This window comes from Picosynechococcus sp. PCC 11901 (genome assembly GCF_005577135.1).
Taxonomy (GTDB): Bacteria; Cyanobacteriota; Cyanobacteriia; order Cyanobacteriales; family MRBY01; genus MRBY01.
In genome coordinates, this window is the sequence record NZ_CP040360.1 from 2,512,465 (window position 1) to 2,527,026 (window position 14,562).

General features: G+C 49.8%; 16 protein-coding genes. 7 read left to right on the forward strand and 9 right to left on the reverse strand.

Annotated features, from left to right (window positions below):
* Nucleotides 1-115 precede the first annotated feature (115 nt).
* Nucleotides 116-244 (forward strand): hypothetical protein, encoded by a 129-nt coding sequence (locus FEK30_RS17315; RefSeq protein WP_397429009.1) that lies wholly within the window; start codon nt 116-118, stop codon nt 242-244.
* Here FEK30_RS17315 and FEK30_RS13110 read toward each other — a convergent pair.
* Nucleotides 241-861 carry a Uma2 family endonuclease gene (locus tag FEK30_RS13110; protein WP_138073431.1) on the reverse strand — a complete coding sequence of 207 codons (621 nt, stop codon included), beginning with the start codon at nt 859-861 and terminating at the stop codon, nt 241-243. The two genes, FEK30_RS17315 and FEK30_RS13110, sit on opposite strands and share 4 nt — an antisense overlap.
* A gap of 154 nt (nt 862-1,015) precedes the next feature.
* On the opposite strand from FEK30_RS13110, the gene ileS reads away from it, so the two are divergent.
* Together ileS and FEK30_RS13120 are read left to right on the forward strand one after the other, a co-directional pair.
* Nucleotides 1,016-3,907 carry an isoleucine--tRNA ligase gene (gene ileS, locus FEK30_RS13115; protein ID WP_138073432.1) on the forward strand — a complete coding sequence of 964 codons (2,892 nt, stop codon included), beginning with the start codon at nt 1,016-1,018 and terminating at the stop codon, nt 3,905-3,907.
* A 42-nt stretch (nt 3,908-3,949) separates the two neighbouring features.
* Complete coding sequence (locus tag FEK30_RS13120; protein WP_181445662.1) at nt 3,950-4,654, forward strand: diacylglycerol/polyprenol kinase family protein; 705 nt, start codon at nt 3,950-3,952, stop codon at nt 4,652-4,654.
* On the opposite strand, the gene FEK30_RS13125 is transcribed toward FEK30_RS13120, so the two are convergent.
* The 8 genes from FEK30_RS13125 to FEK30_RS13160 all read right to left on the reverse strand — a co-directional run bounded on the left by FEK30_RS13125 (nt 4,651) and on the right by FEK30_RS13160 (nt 10,243).
* Nucleotides 4,651-4,959 carry a YkvA family protein gene (locus FEK30_RS13125; protein WP_138073433.1) on the reverse strand — a complete coding sequence of 103 codons (309 nt, stop codon included), beginning with the start codon at nt 4,957-4,959 and terminating at the stop codon, nt 4,651-4,653. The two genes, FEK30_RS13120 and FEK30_RS13125, sit on opposite strands and share 4 nt — an antisense overlap.
* Before the next feature lie 203 nt (nt 4,960-5,162).
* On the reverse strand, nt 5,163-6,686 hold the full coding sequence (gene psbB, locus FEK30_RS13130) for a photosystem II chlorophyll-binding protein CP47 (RefSeq protein ID WP_012307371.1): 1,524 nt from the start codon (nt 6,684-6,686) through the stop codon (nt 5,163-5,165).
* Between the two features lie 369 nt (nt 6,687-7,055).
* A complete protein-coding gene (locus FEK30_RS13135; protein ID WP_030007512.1) occupies nt 7,056-7,373 on the reverse strand; it encodes a hypothetical protein in 318 nt (105 codons plus the stop codon).
* A 168-nt stretch (nt 7,374-7,541) separates the two neighbouring features.
* Nucleotides 7,542-8,366 carry an MBL fold metallo-hydrolase gene (locus FEK30_RS13140; RefSeq protein WP_030007513.1) on the reverse strand — a complete coding sequence of 275 codons (825 nt, stop codon included), beginning with the start codon at nt 8,364-8,366 and terminating at the stop codon, nt 7,542-7,544.
* Nucleotides 8,367-8,388: 22 nt separating this feature from the next.
* Complete coding sequence (locus tag FEK30_RS13145) at nt 8,389-9,003, reverse strand: anthranilate synthase component II (protein ID WP_030007514.1); 615 nt, start codon at nt 9,001-9,003, stop codon at nt 8,389-8,391.
* Nucleotides 9,004-9,051: 48 nt separating this feature from the next.
* Nucleotides 9,052-9,540 (reverse strand): diacylglycerol kinase family protein, encoded by a 489-nt coding sequence (locus tag FEK30_RS13150; protein ID WP_065716615.1) that lies wholly within the window; start codon nt 9,538-9,540, stop codon nt 9,052-9,054.
* A gap of 25 nt (nt 9,541-9,565) precedes the next feature.
* The gene (gene ybeY / locus FEK30_RS13155) at nt 9,566-10,063 is read right to left on the reverse strand and encodes an rRNA maturation RNase YbeY (RefSeq protein WP_459252042.1); all 498 of its coding nucleotides are present in this window, start codon (nt 10,061-10,063) and stop codon (nt 9,566-9,568) included.
* Nucleotides 10,064-10,243 (reverse strand): DUF3285 domain-containing protein, encoded by a 180-nt coding sequence (locus tag FEK30_RS13160; protein WP_030007517.1) that lies wholly within the window; start codon nt 10,241-10,243, stop codon nt 10,064-10,066.
* 209 nt (nt 10,244-10,452) lie between these two features.
* On the opposite strand from FEK30_RS13160, the gene FEK30_RS13165 reads away from it, so the two are divergent.
* From FEK30_RS13165 to FEK30_RS13180, 4 genes are all read left to right on the forward strand, one after another.
* A complete protein-coding gene (locus tag FEK30_RS13165) occupies nt 10,453-11,385 on the forward strand; it encodes an NAD-dependent epimerase/dehydratase family protein (RefSeq protein ID WP_138073434.1) in 933 nt (310 codons plus the stop codon).
* Nucleotides 11,386-11,397: 12 nt separating this feature from the next.
* On the forward strand, nt 11,398-11,835 hold the full coding sequence (locus FEK30_RS13170) for a DUF1493 family protein (RefSeq protein ID WP_138073435.1): 438 nt from the start codon (nt 11,398-11,400) through the stop codon (nt 11,833-11,835).
* A 44-nt stretch (nt 11,836-11,879) separates the two neighbouring features.
* Nucleotides 11,880-13,421 (forward strand): phytoene desaturase family protein, encoded by a 1,542-nt coding sequence (locus FEK30_RS13175; protein WP_138073436.1) that lies wholly within the window; start codon nt 11,880-11,882, stop codon nt 13,419-13,421.
* Nucleotides 13,422-13,561: 140 nt separating this feature from the next.
* On the forward strand, nt 13,562-14,539 hold the full coding sequence (locus FEK30_RS13180) for a helix-turn-helix transcriptional regulator (protein ID WP_138073437.1): 978 nt from the start codon (nt 13,562-13,564) through the stop codon (nt 14,537-14,539).
* The last annotated feature ends 23 nt before the right edge of the window (nt 14,540-14,562 follow it).

Below are 14,562 nucleotides of genomic sequence, written 5' to 3' on the forward strand. Positions count from 1 at the left end.
GTTTTTAACAATGTATAAACCCTCAGAATCACCTCTGCTCAATGAGGTGAATCGTGCGCTTCGATTTATGAGTCGTGCCACAGAAAAAAGCGATTTACATTAAATTCTGGACTTTATCTATTTTCATCAGAAAAAATATCCTCAGGAAATAGGAGTTGATGAAATTCGTGCTTATCTTAGCCATTTAGCAATACATAAAACATGTGGCGGCTTTTATCCAGAATATTACTCCCCATCCCCCTAAAGCGTCCTGGCCCACTCCCGAATGGCGCGGCGGATCGCCCGACGACCTAAGGGACGATTTTCTTCGATCAAAGCCATCATTTTTGTCACTGAAATTTGCGGCAGGGCTAAACTTATTTCCGATACGCGATATTCTCCCTGGTCGAGGAGATAAATGGTGATTTTGCCGTCCTCATAGCTCCAAATTTCCGGCACTCCTAACCGTGCATGGATGGGAAACCGTTCTAAAGATCGGCTTGTCAGTTCAATTTCTAAAGCCAAATCGGGAGGCGGATCTTTAGCGAGATCATAGTCCAACTGGCCCCGAATTAACGGCTCATGCTGGAAGTAAAAACAATTGTCCGGTTCTAAACCTGCTTTGGCTGCCGGTTTGCGCCAAGTCGTTGAGCCAAGACTTTCATAATCAATTTCTAACTCGTCAGCGCAATCTTTGATCGCATCACCGATCGCCTCTTTGTAAAATTCATGTTCAGGGAGGGGCGTCATAATTTCTAAAGTTCCATCGCAATAAGCCACACGACTGGCACGAGTTTCCCCTAAATCCCGCAAGATGTTTTCAAACTGCTGCCAACTGATATTACTCAACAGCACCCGATCCGCCCGTTGTTTTGTCAGCATCACTTTATCTCCCCTTGCCGATCACCCTTCATTCTATTTAATGAATCCCAAGACGTTGGCGATCGCCTTTTTTCACCGAGATTCACGGGACAAGCCCTGGCAAGTTAAAATCAGCCATAGCAAACATTTGTAAACATCAGCCACCACAGCCACCGTGACAGACGCAAAGAGCTACAAAGATACCGTTAATTTGCCGAAAACCACCTTTAACATGCGGGCCAATGCTCCCCAAAAAGAGCCAGAAATCCAAAAATTCTGGCAAGAAAACCGCATTTACGAAGATTTAGCGCAGAATAACCCCAAAGACTTCTTTACGCTGCACGATGGCCCCCCCTATGCCAACGGTGACCTCCACATGGGCCATGCCCTGAACAAGGTACTGAAGGACATCATCAATAAGTACAAGCTCCTACAAGGCTACAAAACCCACTATGTCCCCGGTTGGGATTGTCACGGTTTACCCATCGAATTAAAGGTACTGCAAAACCTCAGTGCCGATGCCCGGCAAAACCTTACGCCCCTCAAACTCCGCTACAAAGCCCGTGATTTTGCCCTCAAAACCCAAAAAGCCCAAGCAGCCGGATTTCAACGCTATGGCGTTTGGGGCGACTGGAAAAACCCTTACCTCACCCTCACCCCAGAGTATGAAGCGGCTCAAATCGGCGTATTCGGAGACATGGCCCTCAAAGGCTATATCTACCGGGGTCTGAAGCCCGTCCATTGGAGTCCCAGTTCCCAAACGGCCCTCGCCGAGGCAGAACTCGAATACCCCGAAGGCCACACTTCCCAAAGTATCTACGTTTCTTTTCCGATCACGGATCTAAGCCCGGAAGCCAAAGCTGTTTTAGGGGAATTTGCCGACAGTTTGGGCGTGGCGATCTGGACAACCACTCCCTGGACATTGCCCGGTAACTTAGCTGTGGCGATCAATCCGGCCCTAGAATATGCTGTTGTGAAAACCGATGGCAGCCTGTGCGCTCAGAAATATTTAGTGGTGGCCAAGGATCTCGCAGAAAATTTAACGAAAACCTTTGACGCTGCCTTAACGATTAAAACCAGTTTTAAAGGGGAAATTCTCGAACATTGCACCTATCAGCATCCCCTCTATGATCGTCAAAGTCCGGTGGTGGCTGGTGGTGATTACATCACAACGGAATCCGGGACGGGCCTCGTCCATACCGCGCCGGGCCATGGTCAGGAAGACTACATCACGGGCCAGAAATATGGGTTACCGATCCTTTCCCCAGTAGATGCAGAAGGAACTTTGACCGAGGAAGCGGGCGAGTTTGCGGGCTTAAATGTCCTCAACGGGGCTAACGACGCAATTATCACAGCTTTAACGGAAAAACGCGCCCTTTTAAAGCAAGAAGCCTACCAACACAAATATCCCTACGATTGGCGGACGAAAAAACCGACGATTTTCCGGGCCACGGAGCAGTGGTTTGCTTCGGTGGAAGGGTTCCGCGATGAAGCACTAAGTGCGATTAAGAACGTCCGTTGGATTCCGGCCCAGGGGGAAAATCGAATCACGGCCATGGTTGGCGATCGCAGTGACTGGTGTATTTCCCGGCAACGGAATTGGGGTGTCCCGATTCCTGTTTTCTACGACGAGGAAACCGGGGAAGCATTGTTAAATGAAACCACCATTAACCACGTTAGAGAAATTATTGCCAAGGAAGGTTCTGACGCCTGGTGGAAACGTTCGGTAGAAGAACTTTTACCGGAGGAATATCGTAACAATGGCCGCACTTACCGCAAGGGCACCGATACCATGGATGTGTGGTTTGATTCGGGTTCTTCCTGGGCGGCTGTAGCCAAACAGCGGGACGGTTTAAATTATCCTGTGGATCTGTATTTAGAAGGTTCTGACCAGCACCGGGGTTGGTTCCAGTCGAGTCTTTTAACCAGTGTGGCTGTTAATAATGTAGCCCCCTATAAAACGGTCCTAACCCACGGTTTTGTGCTCGATGAAAAGGGCTACAAAATGAGTAAATCCCTGGGAAATGTTGTTGATCCCAATATCATTATCAACGGCGGCAAGAATCAGAAAACCGAACCGCCCTATGGTGCAGATGTGCTGCGGCTATGGGTTTCTTCGGTAGACTACTCTTCAGATGTGCCTATCGGCCAAACGATTTTGAAGCAGTTGGCCGATGTTTATCGCAAGATTCGCAATACGGCCCGTTTCCTATTAGGAAATATCCATGATTTTGATCCAGCGAAAGATGCAGTTCCCTATGCTGATTTACCGGAATTAGACAAATATATTTTGCACCAAACCCACAATGTTTTTACAGAAGTTACAGAAGCTTTTGAGGAATTCCAATTCTTTAAATTCTTCCAAAAAGTGCAAAATTTCTGTGTGGTAGATCTTTCTAATTTCTATCTTGATATTGCCAAGGATCGCCTGTATATTTCCGATGTGAATGCTCCCCGGCGGCGCAGTTGCCAAACGGTAATGGCGATTATCCTTGAAACCCTAGCCAAGGCGATCGCCCCGGTATTGTGTCACATGGCGGAGGATATCTGGCAGAACTTGCCCTACGAAACGGAGCATCAATCGGTGTTTAACGCGGGTTGGTATCAACTCGATCTCCAATGGGCAGCAGACGAAACTTTATTCCAACGGTGGGAAGAACTGCGCAAAATCCGCAACGGCGTGAACCTCGTCCTCGAAAAAGCCCGCACAGAAAAATTAATCGGTGCTTCCCTCGAAGCAAAAATTCTGATGCGCGATGTGGATGGGGCCTTAACAGACTGGCTCGCGGCCCTAAATCCCGCCGACAGTTTGAGTGAGTCCCCACGGGTGGATGAACTGCGCTATTTGCTCCTTGTTTCCCAGGTGGAATTTGTGACGGCAGCCCTCGACGATCAGCAGTACCAAGACACCCTGGAGTTGGCTGCTGGCAAGCTCCAAATCGCCGTGGTCAAAGCGGACGGTCACAAGTGCGATCGCTGTTGGAATTACTCCACACAAGTGGGCACATTTACGGATGATCCCACCATTTGTGAACGTTGTAATGAGGCGCTAGTTGGTAACTTCTAAGTTGTGCTTTAGGGGTGGGAGTAATCTCGCCCTTAATTTTTTATGGATGTCAATCATCTCGTCGCGGAAATCTTTTCCCCAGCCCTCCGGATGCCCCTGGGAACGGTCATCACTTATTTGGGGGCGCTGTTGGCGATCGCCGAAGGTCTCAGCCGCAAAAATCACCTAAGCCCAGAACTGACCCGCAAGATTGTCCATATCGGCAGTGGTAATGTCATTCTCCTCGCCTGGTGGTTTGATATTCCGATGGAAATCGGCATTGCTGCCGCCTTTATTGCAGGCTTAATTGCCCTAATTTCCTACTTCCTGCCGATTTTACCCAGCGTGAATAGCGTCGGTCGCCAGAGCCTCGGCACTTTTTTTTATGCCCTTAGTATGGGGGTGTTGATCTGGTGGTTTTGGTCAATTCAGCAACCTGTGTTTGCGGTGCTCGGCATTTTGGTGATGGCCTGGGGCGATGGTCTGGCCGCCGTGGTCGGTAGTCAATTGGGCAAACATCCCTACGAAATTCTTGGCAACAAAAAAAGCCTCGAAGGCACCGCCACCATGTTTGGGGTGGGTTTCTTGATTTGCGGTTTATTATTTCTCAGTTTTGATCTCATGCTTTGGCAAAAAGCGGCGATCGCCCTCGTTGTTGCCCTTTGCTCCACCTTGCTCGAAAGCATTGCCCAGTTTGGCATTGATAATTTTCTCGTGCCCGTCGGCAGTGCGGCGATCGCCTTTTTACTCGTACAAGCTTTGATCTAGGATTCGTCTACCGAAACCGAAGGGATATCTACCGTTGCCGTCGTTTCTCCCTGGGTTGTCGTTTTCCCTGGGGAATTTTCTTGGCGGGCTTGGAAAAAGGCCAAGGCCATTTGGGACAGTTCCGCAATCAACAATGTCGCCAGCATCACATCATCAATCTGACCCGCAATGGGGAAAAAGTCCGGCGAAATATCAATGGGGCTGATCAAATATGCCAAAGTGCCTAAAATAATCCACCACCGGTATTTCGGATTGCGCAGGGTGTTGCGGTACCAATCATAAAGAGCCTTGGGAGAAAGCGACATAATATTCTTTTAATTCATTCAGGGAATACCTCAATTTTGCAGAATCCTCTTCTTTCGCAACCAGTGTAGAAAACCGCCACCATCTCCCCCGAATTCAGTTAATTTTCCCCAAGAAAAAAGAGGCTAGGCTTAAATGCCCAACCTCCTCAAAATGAATTATTGGAAAAAACTTTCCGATCGATGCAATAGATACCTGTGTTTAATTAGCTAGCACGGGTACTCTTGTCACCAACCTTCTGGAAGAAGCCCCATTCCACTTGCTCTTCTGCCAGTTCAGGGTCAACCCCAGCAAATACGTCACGGTACAACGTCCGAGAACCATGCCAAATGTGACCAAAGAAGAACAGCAGTGCAAATACAGCGTGACCAAAAGTGAACCAACCACGGGGGCTCGTCCGGAATACACCGTCAGAACCAAGGGTTTCAGTATCAAACTCGAAAGGCTCACCCAACTGGGCACGACGGGCGTATTTTCTGACAGTGGCAGCATCGGTGAAGGTTTGACCATTGAGTTCGCCACCCAAGAAGGAAACCGTAACCCCAGCCTGTTCAACGGAGAACTTAGACTCAGAACGACGGAACGGAATATCAGCCCGGAGGACGCCATCCGCATCGGTCATGACCACAGGGAAGGTTTCAAAGAAGTTGGGCATCCGACGAACAAAAAGCTCACGACCTTCTGCATCTTTGAAGACAGGGTGGCCGGCCCAAGACTGAGCAATGCCATCACCTTGATCCATCGGCCCTGTACGGAACAAACCACCTTTCGCAGGGCTGTTACCGACATAGTCATAAAAAGCAAGTTTTTCAGGAATTGTATTCCAAGCTTCCGCAGGTGTTGCCCCTGACGCAATTTCAGCATCCACACGGCGCTGAATTTCGTTTTGGAAATAACCCTGGTCCCACTGATAACGGGTCGGGCCGAAAAGTTCGATGGGAGTGGTAGCGTTGCCGTACCACATGGTGCCAGCGACGACGAATGCGGCAAAAAATACCGCTGCAATACTGCTGGATAAAACCGTCTCAATGTTACCCATCCGGAGTGCCTTGTACAGACGCTCAGGGGGACGCACACTGAGGTGGAAAAGACCAGCAATAATCCCAACAATACCAGCGGCAATGTGGTGCGCCACAACACCGCCAGGGTTAAAGGGGTTAAATCCACTGGGGCCCCAATCGGGGGCAACGGCTTGGACATGGCCCGTTACACCATAGGGGTCAGAAACCCACATTCCAGGCCCCCAGACGCCGCTGAGGTGAAAGGCTCCAAAGCCGAAGCAAAGAAGACCAGACAGGAACAGGTGAATCCCAAACATTTTCGGCAAGTCTAGGGCAGGCTTACCGGTACGGGAGTCAACAAAAAGATCGAGATCCCAATAAACCCAGTGCCAAACGGCAGCGAGGAACAGAAGACCGGACAGAACGATGTGTGCTGCGGCGACGCCTTCAAAGGACCAAAAACCGGGGTTAGTGCCTACGGCACCAGTGATATCCCAGCCATTCCAGGAGCCGGTTACGCCCAGCCGTGCCATGAACGGCAGTACGAACATGCCCTGCCGCCACATGGGATTGAGGACGGGATCACTGGGATCGAAAATTGCTAGCTCATAGAGGGCCATTGAGCCAGCCCAACCTGCGACAAGCGCAGTGTGCATGAGGTGTACAGAAATCAGACGACCTGGGTCGTTAAGGACGACTGTATGTACGCGGTACCAAGGTAGTCCCATTGACTACTCTCCTCCTAAACAATCGTGTCTACTATGACCAAATATTTTCTCATTATTAACGAGGATTGGTCTGAACCGAGAAAAACAACTTCAAATCTATAGGAAGATTTTGAGTTGAAACGGCTTTTTGACGGCAATGTCTTCGTAGACTTTAATAAAAGCTTCCTCGGAAAAATTTACAAAAGTTTACAAAGCATCCTCAAGAAAGTTGTTTTGTTATTGCTAGTTGTCCCAAGGACTTAAGCGTTTTTTTCTTCTCTCTAAACTACGATACAAAGGGTTTGTGCTGGGTTTAGGGGGAAGATTGTTTAAAGAAGTGTAACTATTGTTAGAGGGCTTGGCAAGCGTATTACGGGAAATGTAATGGCGCTAATGGCTTGGAGTTGGGTCTTTGTAGAGGGTGTTGGCTTGGTTTAATTGGGCGATCGCCTCTTCGGGGGTGATTAGGCGTTTGATCATCACTTGACCGATGTTCTCGGTTTTGACCTTCGTGGGATCGGGGGTCACTTCCAGCATTAGGATCGGGTCGTCTACTTGGTAGAGCCAGAGGCGCTCCCCCTGGTTTTCCATGGCGATGTTGGTGCGCTGAATCTTGGGGGGACGTCGCCAGGACAGGATATCCCAGGGGCCACCGGGTTCCCAAACGCGGCCAATGTGCCACCCTTCGGTGAGAAAAAAATATTGCATAAGCGAGAATTTAGGGCAGATCAATGTCCAAAATGATAGGCTCGATTGCCCTTTATACCCAGGGGTGAGGTCAATAAATCGCAAATATTTTCTAGGTTTTACCATCGCAATCAAAAAACCCCCAAGAATTTTGGAGGTTGTTCAATCAGAGGAAAAGTGATGAGCCGCCTAGGCCCGCAACAAGGGGCGATCGCTTAAAACCTTAATCTCTGAATTGGCTTGGGAAAGAGCCGCTCGATTGACCTGGAGGCGATTGGAAGCCACCGTTGTCACCTTAATTTCGTTACGGTCTACTAAGTTTAAAAAGGATTCAATGGACTGGAGCCCACAGGTGTCGTCTCCGGCCGTTGTTTTGTAGTGGGTCGGGATAACAATCTTGGGACGCAGCAACTCTAGGGCTTGGAGCGCTTGGGCTGGGGTGTAACCCTTGGGGGGAATATTCTGTGGGTCGGCGTCGGTGCCCCCAACGGGGATCATCAGAATATCTGGGCTGCCCCCGGTCAAAATAAAATCATCGATGTCCACTTCTTCCCCAGCGCCGCCGAGGTGCAAGAGACTAATGCCTCCCTGGCGCCAGCTCCAGGCAATGTTAGGCGGGAAACGCCAGCCCCGATAGCGTTCGATGTTGGCATGGGCGAGGCTAATGCCGTCAAAGGTGATGTTATTCACGGGATATTGTCCGGCTTGGAACAAAATCCTGGGGTCTCCGGGTAAACCATCGGTATAGCCTTCGTCGAACAGTTGGCTACTTAACAGGACAATGTCTGCTTGGGGAAATGTGTCCCGATAACCTGCGGTACAACTGAGGGCACGGAAGGGATTAATGAGAACCTTAGTCCCCGCACCACTGACGGAAAAACAGGTGTGGCCCAGCCATTCGATGTCAAGGTTGCCGGTTTGGGCTTGGACGGCGTTTTTTTGCAATAGGGAAAAGCCGGCGATCGCCCCAAAAGCACTAATCCCTGCGGTCTGAATAAACTGTCTACGTTTCATGGTTATGTCGGGGAGCCCCTCACTAATTCGTTACAAGCAGCGGTACAGGCGACAGAGTAGCGAGGAAATTCCGCAAAAGCTGTTTACCTGCCGTGGTTAAGATACTTTCGGGATGGAATTGTACCCCCTGGATATGGGGATAATCCCGATGTTGTACGCCCATAATCGTACCGTCATCCACCCAAGCAGTGACCTCTAAACAATCAGGACAATTATTTTTGTCGATCACCAAGCTATGGTAACGGGTGGCGGGGAATGGATTTTCTAAACCAGCAAATACCCCTTTGTTGGCATGGTGAATCGCGGAGATCTTGCCATGCATCAGGGTTGCGGCACCGATAATTTTGCCCCCAAACACCTGGCCGATGCTTTGGTGTCCCAGACAAACCCCAAGGATAGGAAGTTCCTGGCCCAATTCTTTGATCACCGCCAAGGAAATCCCCGCGTCTTCTGGACGGCCTGGCCCCGGCGAAATGACGATGCCCGCAGGTTGTTTGGCACGAATTTCAGCGAGGGTAATTTTGTCGTTCCGATACACTTCGATGTCCTGGGCCACGGGTAATTCTTTGCCTAATTCGCCGAGGTATTGGACAAGGTTATAGGTGAAACTGTCATAGTTGTCGATGACGATGATCAAAGGGGTCACACTCCTTTAGATAGTGATGGGGATTTGTGCGGGGTTGAGCTAGGGAAACAGGGAAATTTTTTGCGGTAAAAAATAGGATTTTACAGGGGTTAAGATAGCAGGCTCTAGGAGTGCTTGGAAGTGGGGCCAAGCGATTAATCCGGCAATGGCCACCGAGGCGATCGCCCCGATGAGTACCGCCGCCGCCGCACAATCTTTGGCAATTTTTGCGAGCTCATGGTAACTCTGCTGTACGGTGAGATCCACCACCGATTCGAGGGCTGTATTCAGCAACTCCAGGACGAGCACGAGGGCGACCATGGCTGTGAGGATCGCTGTTTCTAGATAATTGAGGGACAACAGCCAACACATTGTCCACACAAAAACGGCGATCGCCAAGTGAATCCGAAAATTTCTCTGGGTGCGGGTGGCGTACACAATGCCCTGCCAAGCGTAACGGAAGCTCGCGAGGAGGTCAGGGGCCACTTTCCAGGCTAGCGATCGCCGTTCCCGGTCGGGGGGTGAGAGGATTTTTTTGTGTTGTGTCATCTTCTCCCTCAATAGAATCACCCCATTATGGAATAAGTTGAACGTTTCGCAAGAGTACGGCTTGACGATCGAGCATTTCAATTAACCGGGCTTCATCGGGATGATCCCACCCCAGCAGGTGCAATAAACCATGGCTCACCAGCCAACCCAGTTCCGTTTGGAGGCTGTGCTGCCGTTCCTGGGCCTGGCGTTGGGCCGTTTCTACTGAAACAATAATGTCTCCCAGATAGAGCGGTTCCCCAGGGGGTAAGGGGCTAGCAAGGTTGTCTTCGAGGGCCGCAAAGGAAAGGACGTCGGTGGGTTGGTCTTTGTGGCGATATTGGTGATTGAGGCTGTGGATTTCGGCGTCAGTGGTAAAGCGGAGGGTTAACTCGTAACCATCGGCCGGGGGTAAAGCCGCTGTTAATTCCGGTAGCCACCGTTGAAGGTGATTTTCCCAAGGGGCGATCGCCAATTCCGGCAGTTCTAAACCAGAAGCATTTTCGACAAAAATTTCACACTCAAGCACGGGCTGCATCCCCATCTAACGGGTGAGGTAGGCCATGGTGACGAAAAACCCCAACAGGCCAGCGGTGGTGAGGAAGAAATGCCAGAGGGACTTACCCCCTTTGCGCACCATATTCCGCATGGCGAGCTTGACATAGCTGGGTTTAGGTTCAGTGGCTTCTGGGGCCTGGTCGAGGGAAGTTTGGGATTCAGACATGGTTCGGGACGAAGAATTTACGGCAACGGGTCGGAATTTTGAAAAAAATATTTGTTTGAAAAATGCCTCTCTAATGTAACAGTTTGTTGCAAAAAATAACGGCGGAAAGAGCCAGCTCCTTTGGACAGGTTTTTCTAATGCGCTGCTCCAGTTCTGGAACCCCATCCGATACACTGAATGCTTAAGGCGATCGCTGTTTGGGAAAAATTATGCGCATTTTAATTATTGGTGGTACCCGGTTTATTGGGGTTTATCTCACCCAAGTTTTATTGGCGGCAGGCCATGAGGTAGTGCTGTTTAACCGGGGCAATCATCCGGCACCGACGGGGGTAGGGCAAATTATTGGCGATCGCCAAGATCCGGCGCAACTGAAGGAAAAATTGGCTGGCGAAACCTTTGACGCGATTTTTGATAACAATGGCCGCGAACTCGCCCATACCCAGCCCCTCGCCGAAATTTTTGCTGGAAAAGTGAAGCATTTTATCTACGTTAGTTCCGCTGGCGTTTATCTGCCCACCGAGCAACCGCCCCACAAGGAAGCTGATCCCGTTGATCCCAACAGCCGCCACAAGGGTAAACACGAAACCGAAGCCTATCTGGCCCAGAGTGATTTGCCCTGGACATCGATTCGTCCCACCTACATTTACGGCGCAAAAAATTACAACGATCTAGAAGCCTGGTTCTTTGACCGCATCGTCCGCGATCGCCCGATCCCAATTCCTGGGGATGGACAACTGATTACTCAATTTGGTCACGTTTATGATCTCGCCACGGCCATGGCAGCGGTGCTAGATAATCCGAAAGCGATTGGGCAAATTTACAATATCTCAGGCGATCGCTTTGTCACTTTTACCGGACTTGCCAAAGCCTGTGCGGTAGCAGCTGGGAAAGATCCAGCGGCTGTGGATCTGGTTTACTATGACCCGAAAAAATTTGACCTCGGCAAACGGAAGGCTTTCCCGATCCGCGCCCAGCACTTTATGGCGGATATTCACAAGGCCCTAAATGACCTGGATTGGCAACCGAAATATGATCTGGTGGGTGGCTTAAAAGATTCCTTCCAAAATGATTACCTTGCCAACGAACGAGACAAGGCTGCTATTGACTTTAGCCTTGATGACCAGATCCTAAGCCAGCAGTAGAGGAAAAACCCCATGCCCACCCTCGACGATATTTATCAGTTCATCCAAACAGAACTCCCCAAAACAGAAGGCGATCGCCTCAACGCAACAACCGATCTTTTTGGCACCTTTGACATCCTGGCCGATGACTGTGCCACCTTTATGGAAAAATTCGCCCAGAAATTCAAAGTCGATCTTGATGGCTACCTTTGGTATTTTCACCACGGCGAAGCGGGCCTTAACCTTGGCGGATTTTTGATCAAGCCCCCCTACGAACGAGTTGAACGCATTCCCATCACCCCAGAAATTTTATTAAAAGCGGCCACCAAGCGCCGCTGGAAACTCAGCTATCCCGACCACACCCTCCCGAAAAAACGTTGGGATATGGTGGTCAATAAAATTATTCTGTTCCTCGTCTTTTTCTACATCCTGAATCGGTTTGCGCCCCTCCTCATCGAAAAATTCATCTAAAGGCGTTTACCATACGTCGAAGCAGTATTAGGGAAAATGTGAAGATGAGTGCAAATCCAGAGGTAATCGTCATTGGTAGCGGCATTGGCGGGCTTTGTTGTGCGGGTCTTTTGGCTCGTTATGGTTATGACGTTTTGGTCTTAGAAAGCCATGCGATCGCCGGTGGTGCAGCCCACAGTTTTACCCGACAGGGTTATCATTTCGACTCCGGGCCATCCCTTTATTCCGGCCTTTCCCACAGCCCTTCCCCCAATCCCCTGCGCCAAGTCCTTGATCTCCTCGAAGAAGATTGCCAATGGCTCACCTACGATGCCTGGGGTGTCCATTTACCCGAAGGTTATTTTCACGCGGCGGTGGGAGCCGATGGCTTTTGTGAAATGTTGACCCAGATCGGCAAGACTGATGTGATTCCCCAATGGCGCCAGCTCCAGGAAGCCATGCGTCCCCTCGGTGAAGCGGCGACAAAACTCCCCTTGGCGGCCTTTCGTAACGATCTTGGTGTTGTCCGCACTGTCGGTAAATATGCCAAAACTCTCCTGCCCTATCTCCCCTACACTCCCCAACTGAATGCCCCCTTTAGCCGGGTGATGGATCGCGTGATTACTGACCCCTTTATCCGTAATTGGTTGGATTTGCTTTGTTTTATGCTCTCTGGATTGCCAGCCAACGGTACGATTTGCGCGGAGATGGCCTTTATGTTCGCGGATTGGTATCGTCCGGAGGTGATTTTAGATTATCCCCAGGGAGGCAGTGGGGCGATCGTGGCGGCTCTGGTACGGGGCCTCGAAAAATTTGGAGGCAAATTGCGCCTGAATAGCCATGTGGAAAAAATCCTCACCGAAAATGGCAAGGCCACGGGAGTTCAACTGCGCAATGGTGAAATCCTTCAAGCACGACGGGCAGTGGTTTCTAACGCTTCTGTTTGGGATACCCTCAAGTTGATTGAGCCGCAAAATATTCCCCAAAAATTGCAGAAACGAGCCGATAAAATGCAGTCTTGTCGCAGTTTTATGCACCTTCATTTAGGGATTGACAGCAGCAATTTACCTGAAGATTTGGAGTGCCATTACCTCATCGTTGATGACTGGGAAAAGGGAGTTGATGCGGCTCAAAATGTGGTCGCTGTTTCGATTCCTTCACTGCTGGATCCGAGCCTAGCGCCCCCAGGAAAACATAGTATCCACGTTTATTTGCCTGCTACTGAAGACTATGCACCCTGGGCAAACCTAGACCGTCGTTCCCCAGAATATGCTGCTTTCAAAGAAGAACGTTCCCAGGTTTTGTGGCAAGCTTTAGAAAAAGTGATTCCCGATATTCATCAACGCACGGAATTAACCCTCGTTGGTACGCCTCTCACCCATAGTCGTTTCCTCAGACGCGATCGCGGTACCTATGGCCCCGAATTAAAAGCGGGGAAAGAACAGTTTCCGGGTTGTACAACGCCCATCGCCCAACTTTTCTGCTGTGGAGATTCCACTTTTCCGGGGATTGGCATTCCGGCAGTGGCCGGGTCTGGGATGATTGCCGCCAATACCCTCAGTCCCCTGGGTCAACATTTACAAATTTTGCAGATGATTGCCGATTGAAACCATCCTGCCATACCCTTCTCAGGCATCCTCTAAGACTTGATGTTTCTTTTAGTCACGCAATAAATATTTTTTGACCCGGTAAGTCTTTTGCCGGGTTTTATCTTTATGATGAAGAGCGCAGTCGATTTAGTGACACTATGTCCCGCCAATTAGAGCGCCTACTGGAAATTGATCGCCTGATCCGTTCAAGAGAGCGGCAAACACAAGTGAGTCTTGCTCAGACCTTGGAAGTTTCAGAAAGAACAATTCGTAATGATGTTAATTTTTTGCGAGATCGCTATGATGCCCCGCTGGAGTACGACAGAAATCAGGGTTGGTACTATACCGACTCTAATTGGCGATTGCCCACTATTCCGGTGACCCAAGGGGAACTTTTTGCTCTCACCCTCGGAGCAAGGATGCTGGAATCTTATTCAGGTTCTATTTATCAAATTCAATTGCGGGAAACTATTGAGCGAATTGCAGAACGTTTACCAGAACAGAGTGTGATTAATCTGCGACAGTTGGCAGAGGAGCGGGTTCATTTTCGGGTTGGGGGAGAAATCCAGCTTAATCCAGAAATTTGGCAAGCTCTCATTGAAGCCAGTGAGCGATCACAGTCGGTTTTGATGCGCTACTACTCTCCTAAACGACAGCAAATATCAGAACGTATTTTCGATCCCTATGTCCTGGATATTTACCGGGCGAGCAATCCTTATGTCTGGGGCTATTGTCACTTGCGCGAGGAGGTTCGGCAATTTCGGATTGACCGGATTCGTAAGCTTGAACCCACAGGGCAAACCTTTGAGCGGCGGGAATTCGATTTACAGGAGAAATTAAAAAATAGTTTTCAGTGTGAGGTGGGGGGAAAAACCTATGATGTGGCGATCGCCTTCGATAAACAAACGTCTCCCTACATCACGGAACGGCAATGGCACAGCACCCAAAGGATTGAAACCCATTCTGATGGTTCGATTACGCTGCGGTTTACAGCTTCGGGATTGAATGATGTGAAGCGCTGGATTCTTGGTTATGGCAGGGGGGCGATCGCCAAATCCCCCCCGGAATTAGTGAAGATGCTGGAACGAGAAACGGCGCAGATGGCACGACAAAACGAAACAGGAGAATTTGAGTAGATGAATTTTTTGGAAGTGCAGTT